Origin of the sequence: Endozoicomonas sp. ONNA2 (genome assembly GCF_024606365.1) — a bacterium.
GTDB lineage: Bacteria > Pseudomonadota > Gammaproteobacteria > Pseudomonadales > Endozoicomonadaceae > Endozoicomonas.
This window is the reverse complement of record NZ_JAHHPO010000677.1, coordinates 1-19,809: the sequence shown is the minus strand read 5'-3', so window position 1 is coordinate 19,809 and position 19,809 is coordinate 1. Positions and strand designations below refer to the sequence as shown.

The window sequence follows — 19,809 nt, the reverse complement described above, 5'->3', positions numbered from 1 at the left end:
TTAGCGTGGCAGACAGGTGATGGGTTTTGAAGACGTCCTTAAATAAGCGCTTACCTTGCAGCACCCATTACCGGTATTCAGAAAACCATTGAACTCGGTTTGTTTATCTTGATGATTGGGGGCCTGTTAATGGTCATATCGGCAACCGGCGCTATTGATAACGGTATAGCCCGGGCGATGGTCCGCATGAAAGGCAAGGAGCATCTGATGATTCCTGTGCTAATGATGTGTTTTGCCACCGGCGGCACTATCTATGGTATGGCAGAAGAGACGATTCCTTTTTATATGTTGCTGATACCCGTAGTTATTGCCGCAGGTTATGACTCGGTAACCGGCGTTGCCATTGTTTTAGTGGGCTCCGGTGTCGGCGTTTTGGGTTCAACCATTAACCCGTTTGCTACGGTCATCGCATCGGATGCTTCCGGTATTGCATTTACCCAGGGTATGGGACTGCGTCTGACCATACTGGCACTGAGCTTTATTGCTGGCTGTTACTATGTGATGCGCTACGCGAAACAGGTGCGGGAAAATCCGGAAAATTCCATTGTTGCTGACATGAAAGAGAGTAATGAAAAGCACTTTCTGGCAAAATCCGGCAAGCAGGAGAATATCGAGTTTACTGGCAAACATCAGCTGATCCTCGCCATCTTTGCGCTCACCTTCGCCGTTATGGTCTGGGGTGTTGCCGCCGGTGGTTGGTGGATGACTGAAATGTCCATGTTGTTTTTAGCGTCGTCAATTGCCATTGCCGCCATCGGTGGGCTGAGTGAAGAAGTCTTTGTCGACAAGTTTCTTGAAGGTTGCAAGGATCTGTTGGGTGTTGTGCTGGTATTGGGCATTGCCCGTGGCATTGGCCTGGTTATGGATGAGGGCTTGATTTCCGGTACCATCCTGAACTGGGGCGAAAAAGCCCTGGCAGAAACTTCTTCTGTTATCTTCGTTAACCTGATGTACCTGATTCACACCGTACTGTCTGTTTTTATTCCTTCCACTTCCGGCCTGGCGGTGTTCTCAATGCCGATTATTTCACCACTGGCGGATTTTGCCGGTGTTGGTCGTGATCTGGCTGTCACTGCTTACCAGTCTGCTTCCGGCCTGGTTAACCTGGTAACACCAACCTCTGGGGTGGTGATTGCAGCGCTGGCCATTGGTCGTATATCCATTGTCAAGTGGTTCAAGTTCATGGCACCACTGCTACTGACTCTGGCCATTATTGCAATGGGTGCCCTGAGTATTGCTACGATGTAATGACAAAAGGCCGGAGGTCACTTCGGCCCGGGTACAACAGTAAACGGCTATTTTTAAACGATCACTGGCTCATAAGTTGTGTTTCTTCATTTTGCACCCACCCGGGATTTCAATGGTTACGTCACTGTTGGGCTGGCAGCAGCAGGTCAATATTTTTCCTTCCGGAATAAAGGCAATAGGGTCAGCGGCATAGGTGACTTCACCAGCCACAAGGGTTACCTGGCAGCTGCCACAAAACCCCTCACGGCATTGATACTCAATCTCGACATTTTCCTGCTCAAGGGCTTCCAGAAGTGTCAGCTCCTTACGGGGAATAAAGCTGAAACCGGCAAGAATTTTAACAATATGAGCCATGGTGTTTCGCCTGTGTCAGCCAGCCCGGAAACAGGCCTGGCTATGGGACGTGTGGTATTAAAACTGCTTACCCTTTTTTTAAAAAATGTTAAGGAAAGAACTATAACGAAAAGTTACTGAAATCTTCCGACTGCACTTCGCTGTCTATTTGTCCTACCAGATAGGAGCTGACCTCCACCTCCTGAGGCGCAACCTGAACGTTGTCGCTGTTAAGCCAGCCGTTCATCCAGGGGAGTGGGTTCTGTTTGATGGCAAATGCCGGTTCAAAGCCGACCGCAACCATCCGCTGGTTAGTAATGTATTCAACGTACTGGCCAAGAATGTCCCGATTCAGGCCAATCATGGAGCCATCACGGAACAGGTAGTCTGCCCAGTCTTTTTCCTGCTCCGCTGCGTCGATAAAAATCTGTCTGGCCTGGTCTTTGAGTTCCCGGGCAATCACTGCCATTTCCGGATCATCCTTGCCATCAGCCAGCAATTGCAGGATATGCTGGGTGCCGGTCAGGTGGAGAGCTTCATCACGGGCGATCAGCTTGATGATTTTGGCATTGCCCTCCATTGTGGAACGCTCGGCAAAGGCAAAGCTGCAGGCAAAGCTGACGTAAAAACGGATCGCTTCCAGCACATTCACAGACACCACGGTCAAGTAAAGCTTACGCTTCAGGTCGGTAATGCTGATATGGATTTCTTCCCCGTTAACGCTGTGTTTACCTTCACCCAACTGGTGGTAAAGGCTCACACCTTCGATCAGGGCATCATAGTAGCGGGTGATATCCCTGGCACGTCTGGTAATCGCTTCGTTAGTCACGATATCGTCGAAGACGCGGGCCGGTTCGGTAACGATATTGCGGATAATATGGGTATAGGACCGGGAGTGAATGGTTTCACTGAAGGCCCAGGTTTCGATCCAGGTTTCCAGTTCCGGCAGGGAAACAATGGGGAGCAGGGCAACATTTGGTGAACGACCCTGGACGGAGTCCAGAAGGGTCTGGTATTTCAGGTTGCTCAGAAAGATGTGCCTTTCATGGTCGGGCAGCGCAGCAAAGTCACGGCGGTCCGTTGAGAGGTCCACCTCCTCGGGGCGCCAGAAAAAGGAGAGTTGCTTCTCAATCAGCTTTTCAAAGATCGGGTATTTCTGGACGTCATAACGGGATACATTGACATTACGGCCGAAGAACATGGGCTCCTGAGTAGCATTGAAGTGTTCCTGGTTAAATGTGGTGTATGTCATTGTTGGATTTGCCCCAGTTCAGTGGTTTTTTGCCCATGGTTCTCTGCCCGGCTTCCGCCCGGGCAACAGTGAAGCGAACGGCGTTGTTTGTCTATATGCATTTACGCTATAGGCATGATTACTGTTCGCTTTGATTAATACTTCTGATACTCAGTCAAGGGATGGGAGGTTGATCAGATTTTGCAGGCGCCCCCTGAGCAGTCATCATCCATATCATTCTGAGCGTCAGCGGCACCATCGCGGGTGTTGTGGTAATACAGTGTTTTTACGCCCAGTTTGTAGGCAGTCAACAGGTCCTTCAGCAGCAGCTTCATCGGTACCTTGCCGCCTTCAAAGAGACCAGGATCATAGTTGGTGTTGGCTGAAATCGTCTGGTCAACAAATTTCTGCATGATGGCAACAAGCTGCAGGTAACCATCATTGCTCGGGATGTTCCACAGTAGTTCATAACGATCCTGAAGATCGACAAAATCAGGAACGACTTGTTTGAGAATGCCATCTTTACTGGCCTTGACGCTGACAAAGCCCCTGGGAGGCTCGATACCGTTGGTGGCATTACTGATCTGGGATGACGTCTCCGATGGCATCAGGGCAGTCAGTGTCGAGTTGCGCAAGCCATAAGTTTTGATCTCCTCACGCAGGCTGTCCCAGTCAAGGTGCAGAGGTTCTTCACAAACCGTATCAAGGTCACGCTTGTAGGTATCGATAGGCAATATACCCTTGGCATACGTGGTCTCATTGAATCTGGAGCAGGTGCCTTTCTCTCTGGCCAGCGTGTTGGATGCTTTCAACAGGTAGTATTGAATGGCTTCAAAGGTACGGTGGGTCAGGCCATTTGCGGAGCCATCAGAATACCGGACATTGTTTTTGGCCAGGTAATTGGCGAAATTAATAACACCAACGCCCAGAGGACGCCGTGCCATCGTCGAGTTGTAAGCGGCAGGAACCGGGTAGTCCTGGTAGTCCAGCAGGCTGTCGAGGGCACGAACAATCAGTTCAGATAACTCTTCCAGTTCTGCCAGATCTTTCAGGGTTCCCAGGTTAAATGCAGCCAGTGTGCACAGGGCAATCTCGCCCTCTTCATCATGGATATGGTTCAGGGGCCTGGTGGGCAGGGCGATTTCCAGGCACAGGTTGCTCTGGCGAACCGGGGCTAATGCCGGGTCAAATGGACTGTGAGTGTTACAGTGATCGACGTTTTGCAGATAGATCCGCCCGGTACTGGCCCGCTCGGCAGCGAACAGTGAAAAGAGTTCAATCGCCTTCAGCGTTGTTTTACGGATACTGCTGTCCTGCTCGTATTGCCTGTAGAGCTTGTCAAACGCTTCCTGGTCGGCAAAGAACGCGTCATAAAGTCCCGGTACATCGCTGGGGGAAAAAAGGGTGATATTGCCGCCTTCGATCAGGCGCTGGTACATCAGCTTGTTAAACTGCACGCCGTAGTCCAGGTGGCGAACGCGGTTATCATCAACTCCCCGGTTGTTTTTCAGGACCAGCAGATTTTCAACTTCCAGGTGCCAGATCGGGTAGAAGAGGGTCGCTGCGCCACCGCGAACGCCTCCTTGAGAACAGGATTTTACTGCCGTCTGGAAGTGCTTGTAAAAAGGGATGCAGCCGGTATGGAAGGCTTCTCCGCCGCGGATCGGGCTGCCCAGGGCGCGAATATTGCCTGCGTTGATACCAATGCCTGCACGCTGGCTGACGTATTTAACGATCGCGCTGGACGTGGCATTAATGGAGTCAAGCGAGTCCCCGCATTCAATCAGCACACAAGAGCTGAACTGACGTGTAGGTGTGCGTACCCCGGACATGATCGGGGTGGGCAGAGAGAGTCTGAAGGTGGACACCGCATGGTAGAAGCGCTCAATGAAATCCAGGCGAGTCTCTTTCGGGTATTGCGCAAACAGACAGGCAGCAATGAGCATGTAGAGAATCTGGGGGCTTTCATAGTACTCGCCGGTTACCCGGTTCTGCACCAGGTATTTGCCCTCAAGTTGCTTGACCGCCGCATAGCTGAAGTTCATATCCCGGCTGTGATCAATAAAGTTTTCCATCTGATCATATTCAGCCTCACTGTAATCTGTCAGGAGGTGTTGGTCATACTTCTTCATCTCGACCAGTTTGACCACATGGCGAAACAGCCCGGGCGGTTCAAACCGGGCATAGGCCTTTTTGCGCAGGTGGAAGATGGCCAGACGGGCAGCCAGATACTGATAGTCCGGGGATTGGGCTGAAATCAGGTCGGCAGCAGATTTGATCAGCGTTTCATGGATATCCGTGGTCTTGATACCGTCGTAGAACTGTATGTGAGACTTAAGTTCGACTTCCGAAACAGAGACGTTATCCAGGCCTTCTGCTGCCCAGGTAATCACTTTATGGATCTTCTCAAGATCCAGCTGTTCCATGCCTCCGTCACGCTTGGTGACCTGGATATTTTTATTCATTCAGCCCTTGCCTGTGTATTCAATAAACACGATTTATAATCCAAGCGTGGCTATCAATAATGTTGCAGCACGCTCAATGATCCGGTTGGTCTGTCAGCAGACATTGCACCTGCTGTCATTACCACCGCAATGCCAGCTCCCTGTCAGCCACTTTGCGCTGCAGTAGTCGTGATGACTGTAGGTCTGTCCGGGATATACCTGATGAATGAGGTCCCCGCCGTTCTCTGAGAGATAAACTGCAGTGCTCGCTTAGCAAGGCCGTGCAGCTGAAAATCTGTGTGAGCATTCTTCCTTCCCTGATCACCGTCCCCCCTGCCATTAATTTGCTGCTGCCAATAGCACATTCACTGTTTGGCTGGAGTGTGGTCTGAGGTATTTTCGGTATGCCCTGTTGCCTGGACGACAATGTGGTACTCAACAGCGAGGTATACCATATATTGTGTAGCGGCCATTTATCTACACAAGATAATGCGCCGCCGGAAGAAATTCAAGCCACTAAAACTGGGGGTTCGCTGTGGATAAGTTGTCGATTTCTTTCGGTGTTGGTGGTTGCTAACTCCCGGATAACTTTTTCAGACAGAGCGAAAGATTTGCAAGATCACGCTGAGATTTTGTCAAAATATAAATAATGAATTCTATGAATTTCCCACGTTGATTCAACATTGTTTGAAAAATATTTGAACAATGTTTAAAAAATGCTTGGGCCTGCTTCTGTTCCGGGGAGGACGTGCGCACGTCGGTGGTGTAACATCTGCAACCCATTCACGATTAGATTGCCAGCGAAGTGCCGGATGTTTGCCGCTTTGTATGTCATGGCTTTAGTACTTCGTCTTTGTGGGGGTGTAAAACAATGGCTTTGGATAATGCAGAATCGGGTCGCATCCTGATTGTTGAGGATGATGAGCGTCTGGCAAACCTGACCCGTGATTATCTTGAAAATAATGGCCTTCAGGTGTCGGTAGAAGGTGATGGTGGTAAGGCCGTTGAGAGTATTTTGAGTGAGCGCCCGGACCTGGTGGTACTGGATCTGATGTTGCCGGGGGAAGATGGGGTATCCATCTGTCGCCGGGTGCGAGGCCAGTACCGTGGTCAGATACTGATGTTGACCGCCCGGACCGATGACCTTGATGAAGTGCTGGGGCTGGAAATGGGTGCGGATGATTATGTTGCCAAACCGGTTCGCCCAAGAGTACTGCTGGCCCGTATAAGAGCCTTGCTAAGAAGGGGCATATCCTCCGTAGAAGACGAGCCGGAAGTGCAAAATAGCCTTCGCTTTGGCGCGTTGGTCGTCGATAACTCCATGCGCGAGGCCTGGCTGGATGACCAGAGTGTCGACCTCACCAGCGCTGAATTTGATCTGCTCTGGTTGCTTTGCTCGAACGCAGGCCGGGTGTTGAGCCGGGAAGAGATCTTTGCCCAGTTGCGAGGGATTGAATACGATGGTCAGGATCGTTCCATCGATGTCAGGGTTTCACGAATTCGTCCCAAAATTGGCGACGACCCAATGCACCCCCGTCTGATCAAGACAGTCCGCAGTAAAGGGTATCTCTTTGTCAAGAGCGAAAAATGAGCAAGTCGCTGGCGTTGCTTCCGTTGCTGGTATAGTGTCATGAGCAGTATTTTTCTTCGTATCTATGGCGGCCTGCTGTTCTCCCTGGTTCTGGTCTCAGTGCTATCAGGCATAGTTGTCACTATTGTTAATGGTGTTCGCCTGGCTGAGTACCGGGAAGATATGGTCCGGGGAACCTTCCGATTGGTCTCTGAAGTTCTCTCGGCAATGCCAGAAGAGCAGCGACACAAGTGGCTGGGAGAGTGGGGGCATAAACTGTCGATTCCCTTTTCAATGTTGCCTCTGGAACGATCAGATTTTACGCCTGAAGAAATTGAGCAGCTCTCTTTGGGGGAGATCGATGTTCAGATGCTCACCGAAAAGGCGGCGGTTATCACCGCCCTGATTGATGATCGGTGGTTGTTGCAGGGGCGTGTGGCTGATATATCTGAACAAATGGCAAGCGGTACCATCGTTTTTCTCAGGCACCTGCTTGGCCAGTATCCTGCTAAAGAGCGAGCAGCAATCCTGGCTCAGGGATCCGGCGAGTCGCTCAGTTTTCCTGTGTCCATTGTCCACTATAGCGCCAGTTCTCTAACGCCCCTGCAAAACACCCAGTTGCAGCAGGGCAGTATTGTCACTGTATTGAACATCAGAGATGAATCGCTCCAGCTCTATGCCCAGATGGGAGACAGTGATCAGATACTCCATCTCGGCCCAGTGAAATTACTGAATCCCTATCCTTTCAAGCTGATCCTGACCCTGGGGCTTTTCGTCTTGATCTCTCTGAGCCTGGCGATCTATATCCTGGTCAGGGTAATAGAGAAGCGACTGCGAAAACTGGAAAGAGCTGCAACACGCTTTAGCCGGGGAGACTTTGAAGTACGGGTTAATGTGGGGGGGGCGGATTCCATTGGTCGCCTGGCCATGGCATTTAATGCCATGGCCGACCATATTCAACGCCTGCTAAGTCTGCAAAAAGAGATGATTCGTGGCGTGTCCCATGAATTAAGGACACCTGTCGCAAGGTTGCGTTTTGGCCTGGATCTGATTGCCGATGCCAGAACACAACAAGAGCGGGAGGCCCAGCTGGAGGGCATGGATCAGGATATCCAGGAGTTGGACCATCTGGTGGATGAGTTTCTGACCTATGCCAACCTGGAACAGGGGGCTCCGACCATCAGTTTAAAACGTCATGATGTGGATAAAGTAGTGGCCCAGGTGGTTGGCGAACATCTCAGATTACAGAACCGGGTTGAGATAGAGCATATTCCCTGCAATGTGTTGAACCCCAGGCGTTTTGTGGAAATTGACCGTCGCTATATTCATCGGGCTATACAGAATCTGGTAGGCAATGCCTGCCGCTATGCGGACAGTAAAATCCAGGTGCGTTTTTCATCCACTCAGGATACCTGTCGTATTGATGTGGATGATGATGGGGCGGGGATTCCTGAAGAGCAGTGGGAAAGGGTGTTTTCTGCTTTCTCCAGACTTGACGACAGTAGAACTCGCAAGTCAGGAGGCTATGGTCTGGGGCTCTCAATCGTCCGGCGCATTATGTACTGGCATGGGGGACGAGCGCTGGTCAGCCACAGTCCCCTGGGGGGAGCCCGGTTCAGCCTGGTCTGGCCCAGAAAGCAGCGGCATTGAATTATCTGAAGCTCCCGGGGACGTCTTCCCGGGAGCTTCAAGAAGATCTTGAAGAATATCAAGAAAGTCTTCATGGATGCCTTCCTCATTGAGAATATGGAAAGCAACATTCTGGGTTGAGAAACCGGGTTTCAGGACAAAATCGTATTGCAGACGGCCTTCACTATTGATCTCGGCACTGACATGCAGATTTTGAAATCTGTCCGGGAACTGGTCAGCCAGTGCAGTCAGTCTGGCATAGTGGGTAGAAGAAATGCTAATCGTCCCGGATAAATCGCCAATCGATTTTATATAGGCCAGTGCACCGATCTCCCCCTCTTTTGGGCTGGTATTGTTGAAGATTTCATCCATAAAGACAATGCTGAACTGGCCAGTCTGAAGTGTATGTAGTTTCTCCAGCAGCTTGATAGCGCGTTTTGATTCTGCGCTGAAACTGGAAACGCCCGTAATCATTTCCGGTTCAATGACCGTATGGGTATGGATAAAGGAAAACGGGGTTAGTCTAAAGGACTCAGCCGAAGATATGCCCAGAGTTTGCGCCATAATGACGTTAAGCGCTGCAGCATTCATGGCATTGGACTTTCCGGCTGCATTTGGGCCGGTAATAATGATATTGGCCGGTGGGATGGAGTGGCTGGCGGTAAGGTCGCTGGCAATGGCAGCACCAGGGTGGAGCAGAGGGTTCCAGAAGCCTTGAAGCTCAATAGTCGGTTGTGTTAATGATTGATACTGGGCAAAACACAATGGATTCGTTTCCCGGTAATAGGATAACCTCAAGAGCTTGGCGATGGTCAGCCAGGCATCAATCTCACCCGTGGCCTGCATAATTCTGATCAATGGGATGTGGTTTCGGCGAAGCAGCATCAGGCTTCTTTTGTAGCGTCCCATGTTGGTTGACAGATAGGGGAGTGTGTCGGGTGTTTTCTCTGGTGCATCGTTTAACAGTGTGGTTATTTCCTGAATCTGGGTGGAATTTCGAAACTTCATGAAGCCGCTGTAATGGTCCAGAATATCCTCAAGGGCAGGGTGGTACTGGGCCAGTTGTTTTAGTTCTCTGGCACTTGCCAGTGCTCTTCCGGGTCTGCGACTGCGCTCCATGACAAACGTGTAAGCGGCGCGATTTTCCTGAAAGAGTCGGTATGATTGATAAATGGCGATCATTTGCAGTACGGCAAAGCTCCCGAAGGTGAAAATTTTGACTGGCGGTGGCAGTCCCTGATAGTGCTGATGCATTTCGGAAATGACCAGGTTCATGTTGAACGGCAGGTTGATGACTGAATTGAGAAGCCCCTGAATAATCCCGTATTGTCCGTCAAATTTGCCCAGCAGCGTGGATCCGATCAGGCCAATAGGTACATTCAATGCACTCATAACACTAATAATGTCGTTTAATCGGCGGGCAATTTCCTCACAGGATGCATCTGAGGTGAGCCCCGGGATGTAGGTCTGGTAATCAATGTCATCAAAATGGGGGCTGTTCACGGCATCAGAGGGGTCGAGCAGGGCTATGAGTCCATCTTCATCCGCGGCATAACGGATCAGTTGTTTCTCTAACTGAAAGATGACTTTAGGGTGATCTACCAGGTATTGAAGGGCTCTCTGGCGTTTTTCAAGGACTTCTACATCAGTCGTGGGGGATATCAGCAGGTTTGCCAACATGATTTCACCAGCGACCGTCATCGGGGAGCCTAAATTGCTGAGCAGGCTGTGTCCGGGATTTTGCCAGGTACCACTGAGAATATGCAGGTCTTTAACGGCATGGTGGGTTAAAATCTCGCTGCCGGTTTTATGAATTCGGGAAAAGTTTTGCAAAAGAATGCTTCGTCTTTCTCCTGGCGACAGGAGAATTTCAGGTAACTCCTGTTTCTGGTTTCGAGAGTTCATGGCATTGCTGTATTTGTCTACGGAGTGGGTTTTAGCCAAGTGATCATGTATCAGTTGGTAAGTGTTGGTGATTTCCATGCCTCCGTTCGCGTTAAGGCTTGTAGCAATGGTGGTGATTAACAGGAATACTAAATAATCAGCGGCTCTTGATTTCATCTGGTATTTTCGATGGAGAGTTTTTATTTTCTTGCTTTTATCAGGGTGATCACTGCATAAAAGCTGGATGGGACACTGTTAATAAAATAGCCTCAGGTAATAAAATAGCCTCAGGTAATAAAATAGCCTCAGGAAGTGATTTCAACGCATCTTCCAATATGAAATAAGCCTGAATCAAAGGCCTTGTACTACAGCAGAGGCCTCTGGGCGGTTACAGTCTCAGCTTTTCATGGCCAATAGGCAGATTAAAGGTATATGAAGCAACAAACATCCCCATAAACTTGTATAAAAATAGATGAGAAGCCATAGTCTTGCCATTCACTGATGATGTGATCCATTTCAATCCATTATTTGAGAGAGTAAAGCATGTCATTCCGTCTGGAGATGAAGGTTCGAGATTATGAGTGCGACCTGCAGGGAATCGTCAACAACAGTGTCTACTGCAACTATCTGGAGCATGCACGGCATGAGTTTTTGCACGCTAACGACATCGACTTTGCCCGATTGGCCGCAGAGAAGGTTCATCTTGTCGTGCTCAGAAGCGAGATGGATTACAAAATGTCGCTGCTGCCCGGGGATGAATTTTATGTCGAAGTAGCACCGGTACGACTTTCCAGACTGAAATTTGGTTTTCAACAGAAAATCGTCCGTACATCGGATAACAAGCTGGCCATCGATGCATTGGTTATTGGCACCTCAGTGAATGCTGACGGACGGCCTTTTCTTCCTGAAAACATTGACCGGCTATTTCCGCTGGCATGACGATTCAGAAACGTCAGCACTGGTCTGACGTTGCTGATTTTTATCGCAGTGTCCTTCCTGCAAAATAATACAGACTGACATAACGTCCGGCTCTCGCCACTGGCCCACTGTTTTAACGAGATGGTCATTGGCAGCAGCTGCCTTCCAATTGGCACATTGATAGGCCAGTGACACTATTGGATAAACGGGAACTGATGGTCTGCCTGAACCACAAGATCACCGCGTTGCCTGAGAAACAACGTCTGGTGTCTGGTTTGAAAGAGTTCAGCCAGATGTCACTGGACGATATTTCCGGTTTTATTGGTGAGTCGGCAGCGGTTCTGCTGCACCGGGTGCGGACAACGCTGTATTCCAGTATTGAACAGTTTCAGGAGACAGGCAGATGTTGACATGTCGTGATATCGGGCAAATGTCGGGTCAGCTTCAGGATGACCCCAAAGAGCGTCATGCCAGTACTACATTTCTACAGACGCTACCCGCCCGCCCGCTTCCCGAAAAGCTGGAGCCGCTTGTGCTTTTGCGGGCAGCGGCATTTTCCCGGACTGAATAAAATAATGAAGTTATTCCGGGACAATTACTAAATGGATGAAGGCACCTCTCTGGTCATGGCCTGCATCGCTCGGTGAATGAAGAGGCTTCATCAGGCGGCTCCGCACTTGCCTTCGCCGTATTTGCCCTCACCACATTTCCCTTCGTGTGCCTTGGTCGATGCTGAAGATGACCGCATTTGCCTTCACCGCATTTACCGTCGTCCATCCGTTTTCAGCCAGCACAATACCCTCGTAGCCAGGTTCAATGAGCTGATGGAGCTTATGAAATATCCGGGTTAGAGAAGACCAAAGCGGAAAATTGTTTTTTCCTGATAGTGCTCACCGGGATTCAGGCGGGTTGAAGGAAACTCCGGTCTATTGGGAGAGTCGGGAAAATGCTGGGTCTCCAGACAGAAACCTGCCCTCATGCCATATTGGCCGCCGCTGCGTGCCGGCTCACCTGCCAGATAGTTGCCGGTATAGAACTGCATGCCAGGCTGAGTGGTAAGCACTTCCAGAGTTCGACCACTGTCTGGCTCTGCTACCCGGGCGACAGGTGTCAGAGGACGATCATGCCCCCTCACCGTCCAGATAACCCAGTTATGATCGTAGCCTCTGGCCTGGCTCAGCTGAACAAGGTCTTGGTCAATATCCTGACCAATAGGCTTCATACTGGTGAAATCCATCGGGGTGTTCATGACCGACTCAATCTCCCCATAGGGAATGGAGGTTTCATCCGTTGGGATGAAACGGCTGCAATTAAGCTGCAGCTGATGGCTGAGACAGTCTTCACTGCCATTAAGGTTGTAATAAGCGTGATTGGTCAGGTTAACCACGGTGGGGGCGTCCGTCGTCGCCCGATACTCAATACCCAGCTCATTGTGGTTATTCAGGGTGTAGATCACGTTGACACTCAGTTGGCCGGGATAACCCTCTTCACCGTCTTCTGAGTCATAGCCAAGGGACAGTGTGCATATGTCGTCTTTGGAATAAGACTTTGCCCGCCACAGGTGATGATCAAACCCAACCTTGCCACCATGCAGATGATTCGGAGCATTGTTACAGGCCAGCTGAAACGGTTCACCGTCAAGCTCAAATTCTCCTCTGGCAATACGGTTGGCATAACGACCAATTATGGCACCAAAATAGGCACCGGACCGCTCGTAATCCGCCACCGAATCACAGCCCAGAGTAACCTCGCCCACATTGCCTGCGCTATCCGGAACACGAATGCTCTGGATAATCCCTCCCATGGTCAAAATGGTCACTTCCATGCCTTTGTGGTTACACAGCCGAAAGGCATAAACCGGATTACCGGAGCGAGTGGCTCCAAACACTTTCTGAAAAACCTTCATAAATACGCCATTGCGCTGGAAAACAAATCTCCAATCTTCGTAGTAATCGGAGCGAGGCCCGGGTAGTGGTCACCCGGTGGGTTAACAACACTCCGATGGTAAGTAAATAAGATTGATGGAGTCAGCAGGTATCACCAAAGATAGCTATAGTATTCGGAGTTTGTATATCAATTCGCTGAAAGGTGTCTTGCCCGTGGGTAATTCTGGCACTTTTTTTAACCGCTGACTGTATTTCAAAGCCAGTGCTATTGATCCATGATAACAGGACCACTGGGCATGGGATAACCAGACGCAAGGAAAAGTAACTGCTGTAATTCTGGCTGGACTGGCTACCAGATAGCGCTTGATGGCGTATATTGAGGCCATCAAGTGTGACAAGCTCAATCGGAGGCTGGGTAGTGAGTGATCAATACCAGCAGACAAACCCGCACAGGGAAGCAGAACGATTATGGCCCGGCGTAATCATATTGATTTTTCATGGCGTGAATAGGGTGATATAGCCCCTGATTAAACTTCAGCTATTGCGTCATCTTTCTCTATGCTCTATAACTGTTATTCCCGGGGGCGATTCGGATTCGACGACGGTATCAAACCCTGAGGTGCATGCCGAGGGCGTAGTGGTTCTCGTTAATCAAAACACTGCAAACCTATTAGTTGCCAAAACTGAAGCAGCTAACGATAGTTTCTACGGCGTAGAGAGTCTTGCGGCGTAATCGTAGCTAAACCCTACGAGCTATCCAGTCTGTCCGGCTTGTCTGCTGGCTGGTTTTTCGGACTGTCATCGTAAGCAGAATCGCCACGATCAGCAGGTCTCTGGCTGACGGGTTAAAACCTGTGGGAATCGCGCTGCAGAACCCCGACCACTGGGTCGCTGTGGTGTTAAACACAAAGGTGGATCTAAGCATGTAGAGCCAAAGGCCGAGAGCTGGCGGACGCGGGTTCAAATCCCGCCGCCTCCACCAAATCACTAGAAATACCAAGGGCTGACGATCCGGAAGCCCTTGAAAAACCTGAAAATCCCACCTTTTTTAGTCCGATATAGTCCAGCATTATCTATCTACAACCAACTTTTTATGTAACACTCAATGTAACACTGAAACCAAGCCCTTAAATGTGGTGTTACATAAAATGCCTAAAGTCGCTAAAACCCTTACCATTACTGAGGTGCAGGCCGCCAAGGCCAGAGACAAGGAATACAGCCTTGCTGATGGACAAGGGTTGTACCTGAGAGTTAAAACCAATGGCACAAAGCTATGGATTTTTAATTACCTTCGACCTCATACAAAGAAAAGAGCCAACATTGGTTTTGGATGTTACCCGGTTGTAACACTGAGCGAGGCCAGGGAGGAGCGAAGAAAGGCCCTGATGTTACTAAAACAGAATATCGACCCCAAGGAACACAGGGACAACCAGGACAAAACATTACAGAAAGCCCATGCCGAAACCCTGGAAACTGTCACCCGGCAATGGATGGAAGTGAAAAAGACCCGCGTAACAGAAGACTATGCCGGAGATATTCTCCGGTCGTTTGAGATACACATTTTCCCCGGTATGGGAACAACCCCTGTTTGCAAAGTTACCGCCAAGGGAACCATAGCCCTGTTACAGCCCATAGCCGATAAAGGCACGCTGGAGACGGTCAGGCGACTCTGCCAGCGATTGAATGAGGTGATGATCTATGCCACCAATACCGGGCTGATACACCATAACCCGCTGTCCGGCATTAAAGACGCTTTTGCCAATCCCAAAGTAAGGAACATGCCAGCGATCCCACCCGATCACCTGCCGGAACTGATGCAGAAAATTAACGGGGCCAGTATCAAGAAAATCACCCGCTGCCTGATGGAGTTCCAGCTACATACCATGACCCGCCCCAATGAGGCCGCCGGTGCGCGCTGGGATGAAATGGACTTTGCTAATAATCTGTGGGTGATCCCTGCCGAGAGAATGAAGGCTGGACGTATCCACAAGATCCCCCTGACCCCGCAAGCATTAGCCTTGCTGGACACCATGAAAGCCATTAGTGGTAACAGGGAACATATCTTCCCTGGGGACAGGAACCCCAATAACCATATCAACGAGCAGACCGCCAATGCAGCATTAAGGCGTATGGGATACCAGGATGTACAGGTTGCCCACGGTTTCCGGTCTATTGCCAGTACTGCCCTGAATGATGAAGGTTTCGACGGTGATTTAATCGAATGCGCGTTATCCCATGTTGAAAAGGATGAAGTCAGGGCTGCCTATAACCGGGCTGATTACCTGCAACGCAGAAAAGTGATGATGTGCTGGTGGTCTGACTTTATCACCAATGCCTGTATGGGAAATATCAGTATGTCGGAAGGGACAAGAGGCCTGAGGGCTGTCAGTTAGAATAACTAACTTGTTGGTGAATCAGTTACGTTAAAGCAAAACACCACCGATCCGGAAAATTTACCGGATCGGCAATTTAAAGGTGATAGACGACTAAAATCAGTCAAAGGTGAGAGGGCGAAGTGCTGAGAACACTACGCCCTTTTTTGTATCTGGTATCACTTGAAGGATGGTAAAAAATGAAACCAGACGACAAGGGAAAGCATAGCTCCCGCTTGTTTTATAGCTATATCGAAAAGGTGAAAAAAATCAGCCGGGCTCACATGCAAAGCATTAATAAGCAGATAAGAGAAGCAGCAGGTTTACCGGCAGTCAAAACATTACAGGGAAGGCTGGAAGCTATCGGTTACATGATGCCACCAACATGGCTAAACAGTTCTGATAATTCTGAAACAGTAAAGCTGAGTGGATTTAATCGCTATCGCGTCATTTATAACCAACAGCAACCACCAAAAGCAAACCCATGCCGGAGCAGGAGCGAACCTGTCTCCCAGACAAAACCTAACGATTCACCCGCCACAAGTACAAGGCTGATGCTCGCCATGGCTGTTAAGGGGATGGGCTTTTATGACCCGAACCACAAAGGTAAGGGCAAGCAGGCTGATGCAGTTCGATTCTTTGAAAAACAGTTGGTAAAGGAAGGACTAACCGGACAATACCTGTCTGGTAGCACCCTTAGAGATAATCTTGATAAGGCATTGGATACCCTGAAACAGTATGCAGTTTTGGATAAGAAAGACGACAAATGACGTTATTGCCAGAATGAAAATAGTTGCCAGTCTGGCAGAATCTCTAAAAATCCCCGTCTTTAATACCGGCTGTACTTATCTACACAAGGGTACAGCTAATGAATACCAAGACCCATGACGAAGCCTTTCTATCAGTCAAGAAGGTAGAAAAGCGTTACGGCATATCGGATTCAACCCTGTATGAATGGTCTAAAAGAGGGATGTTTCCCAAGCCCTATAAGCTGGGGCCGAAGCTTTCCCGGTGGAAGCTGTCAGAGCTGGAAGCCTGGGAGCAGGAAGGACGGGAGGGCGAGGCATGAATGCAGCAACCCGCCTGCACCCGGAAGAGGATAACAGACAGGCCACCAACAAAGACGACAAGCTAATTCTAGCCAATGCCGACGGGCTGGGTTATCTGAATCGGTTATTAGTCGAATTGCTGTTAGCAGGTACACAAGGCTACGACAGCGTAGACGCGACCCGGCAGGATAGCTCCTGCTTCTTCTGGTGTGATCGCCTGACCACGCCCATAAGCTTTCTGAAACGCCGACAATTCAAGATTTCCGGCTATCTGCGAAAGCTGACCTTGCCGGATGGGCAAAACACCCACCGGAAGTGTTACTACCTGACCGACAGGAAGGCCGCCCTTCAGGTTATCAATTACCTGAATGACATTAACCAGGCTAACCATAAGCCCCGGGTCTTCGATGCTGACCACACAGCAGCGATCCTGAAACGATTCAAAGAGGCATAACCCATGAACGCAGTGAAGCGGCTGCCGGAGTGGGTAGCCTGTGGCCAGCTATTGACGACTGAAGGCTTAATCTTTATTGTTTGCGGTGCTTCAGCACAATCTGAAGCCCGGATTAGCACCCGGCAATATACAAGGCGCAACAGTCGCCACCAGAGCGGCTTTTTTATTGTTGCGGCTTTCCAGCACCCTCGGTTTATTCAGTTAATGACGGGCTGGAAGGGCTACTTTCGAGTAGGCCGGTTTCCTTGTATGCCGGTAGTGCTAACCCTTTCAGCCTGTCACCCATTCGGATTAGCACCCGCTGTGACAGGTTTCATTCATACAAGGAGCCTGTCTTATGACTGCCTACCGTTGCGCCGTTTTACACGGCAACAGCCCCCGTTTGTCTGCCCTTTCTGTAGATCGGCATCTGACCCTGACCGCCACCAGTTACCGGGAAGCCCTGAAGCTGGCCACCGGACTGAATGCCGTTATCGTCGCCTGCTACCCGTCAAAAGGTGGCCAGCAATGAGACTGAGAACCCGCCACCAAAACGACCACAGTCAGGAAATCACTCTGCCCCTGACCAGACGACAGCTTGAGAGCATTATCAACGCCCTGAGAGAGCTATCGCTGATTCTTGAATACAGCTGCAACAAGCTGACCGACGAAGACAAGAAACATGCCCGGTTGGCACAGCGTGACCTGATGAAGACACGTACCTGGAACTTGTTGGAGAAGGCAAGAGGTGAGGTGCAGCAATGAACAAAGAAGACTTGTTAAAAAAGGCCCTGCACGCTGTCACCTGCCAGCAGACCGAAGCCCGGAACCAGTACAGGAATGCTGCCGACCTGGACAGGCCCGATTTAATGACCTTCTGGGAAAGCAGGATTGCTGAACACGAAGAAACATACCGCGCCCTTATGGATTGGCTCTTTACCCTGCATAGATCCGAAGGCCAAAAATGAACCAGACCTTTAAAGACTGGTGCCAGCAGGTCAAGGATGCAGCTTGCCGGGATTGGCCCGGCATTCTGCAATCACTGGCCGGGCTGGATGACCAGCAAACCGACACCAAGACCAGAAGACGGGGCGCACCCTGCCCCGTTTGCGGAGGTACTGACCGCTACAGTTTTAAAGCCCCCGATACCGGGGGCTGGGCCTGCCGCCGTTGTGGCGGTGGTGATGGCTGGGAACTACTGAAGCGCGTCAATGCCTGGGACTTTGCCCACGCTGTCCGGGAGGTAGCCGACTACCTGAGAATCGAACCCTATAAGGGCCAGGCACCCACCCACCAGCAGCGCGAAGCAGCAAGACAGCTTGCTGAAAAACGACAGCAGGCCAATAAAAACCGGCTGGAACGTGAGCAGCAGAAACAGGCCGCTGTCCATGACCAACGGGCTGTTTATGCTCTTCAGGAGTGGAGCAACGCCACCCCGGCAAAGGCAGACCACCCGTATCTGAGATCCCACAGGCTACCCCCGTTTGACTTGCGGGAGGTGCAACACCCTCACTATGGCCGCTGTTTACTGGTGCCATTGATTAACGACGCTGGTGGACTGCGTAACCTGGAACGGATCAACCCCCAAGGGCTGAAGCGCCCTATAAAAGGCGCACAGAAGCAGGAGCTTTATTATCAATTCGGGATTGATTCATGGACGGTGTATATCTGTGAGGGCTGGGCCACTGGTGCAGCGATTCACATAAACCAGCCACACAGGCCGGTGGTGCTGTGTGCCATGAGCGCGGGCAATCTGGAAAACGTCACCTACATAGCACGCCGGAAGTATCCAGAGAGCAACCTTGTTATAGCTGCCGACCACGATCCCGCCGGAAGACAGAAGGCGTTTATTATCTCTGCAAAGTTTGACCTGAAGGTAGTGCTACCTGGCCACCCCGGTGAGGACTTCTGCGACATGCACATAAGGGAGTCTTCAGTATGAGTATGCAGGACGCACTGCAGCAGGAGCAAAGCCCCGCTGACCTGTTGGCAATCGACCATAAAGAAGCAGTCAATAAGCTGATCACCCGCGCCCCGGAACTGGTGAAGCAGCTACAGGCTACACCTGACGCATTGATCGCACTGGCAAAACAGATAGAAGCCCTGGAACCACTGCCGCTGGTGCCGGAGTTGCCAGCAGAAACCCCCTACCCGACAGAAGCCCTGTTAAATATGGACGGGGCTGTATTTGAAATCAGTAATCGACTGAAGGTATCCCCGGCACTGGTGGGGCAATGTGCTCTTGGTTTAGCCAATGGGATTATTCAAGGGCTGGCCGACATAGTGAAGCCTGCCAACCCCAACCCGAAACCCACCAGCCTTTTTCTACTGGCCGGTGCTGAATCCGGGGAAGGCAAGACGCTGGTGGACGATATTCTGAGCAGTAAGTTACATGACTTTTCAATAGAAAAAGACCTGTCTTACCAGGTTAAAAGAGAAGACTACGATCTTTCCATGAAGGCTTACCACTGTGAAGTGAAGAAGATTGAAAACAGCAAAGACCTTGACCAGTCCGACCGGGAACAGGCATTCAGGGAACTGAAAAAGCCAGTACTACCCATGAACCCACGCCTTAAAGCTTCTGACGTGACCATAGAAGGGCTTGCCCGGCAATTCCGGGAGGGCTGCACCCGGTTAAGCCTGATGACTGACGAAGGGGCTTTATTATTCAGCAACCATACCTTGCAGAATGAACGGCGAAGCGCGGTTATGGGTCGACTGTGCAAACTGTGGGACGGTGGGCAATGGGACATACCTGAATTCAAATCCAGTTTTAAAAATATGCTTGTTTTGAAATGGGCGGCTTCATTGT

At 50.4% G+C, this 19,809-nt stretch carries 20 protein-coding genes and 1 other RNA gene; 16 read left to right on the top strand and 5 right to left on the bottom strand.

The window, feature by feature from the left end:
• Window positions 1–42: 42 nt before the first annotated feature.
• Window positions 43–1,248, top strand: a complete 1,206-nt coding sequence (locus KDK14_RS11930) for a YfcC family protein (protein ID WP_373691071.1) — start codon at window positions 43–45, stop codon at window positions 1,246–1,248.
• A gap of 69 nt (window positions 1,249–1,317) precedes the next feature.
• Here the strand turns inward: KDK14_RS11930 and yfaE are convergent, their stop codons facing one another.
• The 3 genes from yfaE to nrdA all read right to left on the bottom strand — a co-directional run bounded on the left by yfaE (window position 1,318) and on the right by nrdA (window position 5,277).
• Window positions 1,318–1,602, bottom strand: coding sequence for a class I ribonucleotide reductase maintenance protein YfaE (yfaE, locus tag KDK14_RS11925; protein WP_257265345.1), 285 nt, complete (start codon window positions 1,600–1,602; stop codon window positions 1,318–1,320).
• Between the two features lie 100 nt (window positions 1,603–1,702).
• Window positions 1,703–2,833: a class Ia ribonucleoside-diphosphate reductase subunit beta gene (gene nrdB, locus KDK14_RS11920; RefSeq protein ID WP_257265344.1), complete on the bottom strand. Its 1,131-nt coding sequence runs from the start codon at window positions 2,831–2,833 to the stop codon at window positions 1,703–1,705.
• 173 nt (window positions 2,834–3,006) lie between these two features.
• Window positions 3,007–5,277 carry a class 1a ribonucleoside-diphosphate reductase subunit alpha gene (nrdA, locus tag KDK14_RS11915; protein WP_257265343.1) on the bottom strand — a complete coding sequence of 757 codons (2,271 nt, stop codon included), beginning with the start codon at window positions 5,275–5,277 and terminating at the stop codon, window positions 3,007–3,009.
• Window positions 5,278–6,127: 850 nt separating this feature from the next.
• Between nrdA and KDK14_RS11910 the strand changes: the two genes are divergently transcribed.
• A complete protein-coding gene (locus tag KDK14_RS11910; protein ID WP_257265342.1) occupies window positions 6,128–6,847 on the top strand; it encodes a winged helix-turn-helix domain-containing protein in 720 nt (239 codons plus the stop codon).
• A 39-nt stretch (window positions 6,848–6,886) separates the two neighbouring features.
• Window positions 6,887–8,476 carry an ATP-binding protein gene (locus KDK14_RS11905; protein WP_257265341.1) on the top strand — a complete coding sequence of 530 codons (1,590 nt, stop codon included), beginning with the start codon at window positions 6,887–6,889 and terminating at the stop codon, window positions 8,474–8,476.
• On the opposite strand, the gene KDK14_RS11900 is transcribed toward KDK14_RS11905, so the two are convergent.
• Window positions 8,366–10,516, bottom strand: coding sequence for a hypothetical protein (locus KDK14_RS11900; protein WP_257265340.1), 2,151 nt, complete (start codon window positions 10,514–10,516; stop codon window positions 8,366–8,368). The genes KDK14_RS11905 and KDK14_RS11900 overlap by 111 nt on opposite strands.
• A gap of 366 nt (window positions 10,517–10,882) precedes the next feature.
• On the opposite strand from KDK14_RS11900, the gene KDK14_RS11895 reads away from it, so the two are divergent.
• The 3 genes from KDK14_RS11895 to KDK14_RS11885 all read left to right on the top strand — a co-directional run bounded on the left by KDK14_RS11895 (window position 10,883) and on the right by KDK14_RS11885 (window position 11,828).
• Window positions 10,883–11,278, top strand: a complete 396-nt coding sequence (locus KDK14_RS11895; protein WP_257265339.1) for a thioesterase family protein — start codon at window positions 10,883–10,885, stop codon at window positions 11,276–11,278.
• Between the two features lie 167 nt (window positions 11,279–11,445).
• Window positions 11,446–11,667, top strand: coding sequence for a hypothetical protein (locus KDK14_RS11890; RefSeq protein ID WP_257265338.1), 222 nt, complete (start codon window positions 11,446–11,448; stop codon window positions 11,665–11,667).
• Window positions 11,661–11,828 (top strand): hypothetical protein, encoded by a 168-nt coding sequence (locus KDK14_RS11885; protein WP_257265337.1) that lies wholly within the window; start codon window positions 11,661–11,663, stop codon window positions 11,826–11,828. The genes KDK14_RS11890 and KDK14_RS11885 overlap by 7 nt, the downstream gene beginning before the upstream one ends.
• Window positions 11,829–12,104: 276 nt before the next feature.
• Here the strand turns inward: KDK14_RS11885 and KDK14_RS11880 are convergent, their stop codons facing one another.
• A complete protein-coding gene (locus KDK14_RS11880; protein ID WP_257265336.1) occupies window positions 12,105–13,163 on the bottom strand; it encodes an aldose epimerase family protein in 1,059 nt (352 codons plus the stop codon).
• Window positions 13,164–13,723: 560 nt separating this feature from the next.
• Here KDK14_RS11880 and ssrA point away from each other — a divergent pair.
• The 10 genes from ssrA to KDK14_RS11830 form a co-directional block, all read left to right on the top strand.
• Window positions 13,724–14,125, top strand: a transfer-messenger RNA (tmRNA) gene (gene ssrA, locus KDK14_RS11875).
• 166 nt (window positions 14,126–14,291) lie between these two features.
• Window positions 14,292–15,536, top strand: a complete 1,245-nt coding sequence (locus KDK14_RS11870; RefSeq protein WP_257265335.1) for an integrase domain-containing protein — start codon at window positions 14,292–14,294, stop codon at window positions 15,534–15,536.
• 179 nt (window positions 15,537–15,715) lie between these two features.
• The gene (locus KDK14_RS11865) at window positions 15,716–16,285 is read left to right on the top strand and encodes a hypothetical protein (RefSeq protein ID WP_257265334.1); all 570 of its coding nucleotides are present in this window, start codon (window positions 15,716–15,718) and stop codon (window positions 16,283–16,285) included.
• A gap of 98 nt (window positions 16,286–16,383) precedes the next feature.
• Window positions 16,384–16,584 (top strand): AlpA family transcriptional regulator, encoded by a 201-nt coding sequence (locus KDK14_RS11860; protein ID WP_257265333.1) that lies wholly within the window; start codon window positions 16,384–16,386, stop codon window positions 16,582–16,584.
• Entirely contained in the window at window positions 16,581–17,018 is a 438-nt protein-coding gene (locus KDK14_RS11855; RefSeq protein ID WP_257265332.1) for a hypothetical protein, read from the top strand. The genes KDK14_RS11860 and KDK14_RS11855 overlap by 4 nt, the downstream gene beginning before the upstream one ends.
• A gap of 337 nt (window positions 17,019–17,355) precedes the next feature.
• Complete coding sequence (locus KDK14_RS11850; protein ID WP_257265331.1) at window positions 17,356–17,529, top strand: hypothetical protein; 174 nt, start codon at window positions 17,356–17,358, stop codon at window positions 17,527–17,529.
• Window positions 17,526–17,762, top strand: a complete 237-nt coding sequence (locus KDK14_RS11845) for a hypothetical protein (protein WP_257265330.1) — start codon at window positions 17,526–17,528, stop codon at window positions 17,760–17,762. The genes KDK14_RS11850 and KDK14_RS11845 overlap by 4 nt, the downstream gene beginning before the upstream one ends.
• The gene (locus KDK14_RS11840; protein ID WP_257265329.1) at window positions 17,759–17,965 is read left to right on the top strand and encodes a hypothetical protein; all 207 of its coding nucleotides are present in this window, start codon (window positions 17,759–17,761) and stop codon (window positions 17,963–17,965) included. The genes KDK14_RS11845 and KDK14_RS11840 overlap by 4 nt, the downstream gene beginning before the upstream one ends.
• Window positions 17,962–18,939 (top strand): toprim domain-containing protein, encoded by a 978-nt coding sequence (locus KDK14_RS11835; protein ID WP_257265328.1) that lies wholly within the window; start codon window positions 17,962–17,964, stop codon window positions 18,937–18,939. Before KDK14_RS11840 ends, KDK14_RS11835 begins: the two co-directional genes overlap by 4 nt.
• Window positions 18,936–19,809 (top strand): YfjI family protein (locus KDK14_RS11830; protein ID WP_257265327.1); only part of this gene is annotated, 874 nt, incomplete at its 3' end. The genes KDK14_RS11835 and KDK14_RS11830, both read left to right, overlap by 4 nt.

Bases quoted from the DNA above. Each gene is read 5' to 3' on its own strand.
- yfaE (WP_257265345.1), bottom strand. From the start codon at position 1,602: ATGGCTCATATTGTTAAAATTCTTGCCGGTTTCAGCTTTATTCCCCGT.
- nrdB (WP_257265344.1), bottom strand. From the start codon at position 2,833: ATGACATACACCACATTTAACCAGGAACACTTCAATGCTACTCAGGAG.
- nrdA (WP_257265343.1), bottom strand. From the start codon at position 5,277: ATGAATAAAAATATCCAGGTCACCAAGCGTGACGGAGGCATGGAACAG.
- KDK14_RS11910 (WP_257265342.1), top strand. From the start codon at position 6,128: ATGGCTTTGGATAATGCAGAATCGGGTCGCATCCTGATTGTTGAGGAT.
- KDK14_RS11905 (WP_257265341.1), top strand. From the start codon at position 6,887: ATGAGCAGTATTTTTCTTCGTATCTATGGCGGCCTGCTGTTCTCCCTG.
- KDK14_RS11900 (WP_257265340.1), bottom strand. From the start codon at position 10,516: ATGAAATCAAGAGCCGCTGATTATTTAGTATTCCTGTTAATCACCACC.
- KDK14_RS11895 (WP_257265339.1), top strand. From the start codon at position 10,883: ATGTCATTCCGTCTGGAGATGAAGGTTCGAGATTATGAGTGCGACCTG.
- KDK14_RS11885 (WP_257265337.1), top strand. From the start codon at position 11,661: ATGTTGACATGTCGTGATATCGGGCAAATGTCGGGTCAGCTTCAGGAT.
- KDK14_RS11880 (WP_257265336.1), bottom strand. From the start codon at position 13,163: ATGAAGGTTTTTCAGAAAGTGTTTGGAGCCACTCGCTCCGGTAATCCG.
- KDK14_RS11870 (WP_257265335.1), top strand. From the start codon at position 14,292: ATGCCTAAAGTCGCTAAAACCCTTACCATTACTGAGGTGCAGGCCGCC.
- KDK14_RS11865 (WP_257265334.1), top strand. From the start codon at position 15,716: ATGAAACCAGACGACAAGGGAAAGCATAGCTCCCGCTTGTTTTATAGC.
- KDK14_RS11860 (WP_257265333.1), top strand. From the start codon at position 16,384: ATGAATACCAAGACCCATGACGAAGCCTTTCTATCAGTCAAGAAGGTA.
- KDK14_RS11855 (WP_257265332.1), top strand. From the start codon at position 16,581: ATGAATGCAGCAACCCGCCTGCACCCGGAAGAGGATAACAGACAGGCC.
- KDK14_RS11850 (WP_257265331.1), top strand. From the start codon at position 17,356: ATGACTGCCTACCGTTGCGCCGTTTTACACGGCAACAGCCCCCGTTTG.
- KDK14_RS11845 (WP_257265330.1), top strand. From the start codon at position 17,526: ATGAGACTGAGAACCCGCCACCAAAACGACCACAGTCAGGAAATCACT.
- KDK14_RS11840 (WP_257265329.1), top strand. From the start codon at position 17,759: ATGAACAAAGAAGACTTGTTAAAAAAGGCCCTGCACGCTGTCACCTGC.
- KDK14_RS11835 (WP_257265328.1), top strand. From the start codon at position 17,962: ATGAACCAGACCTTTAAAGACTGGTGCCAGCAGGTCAAGGATGCAGCT.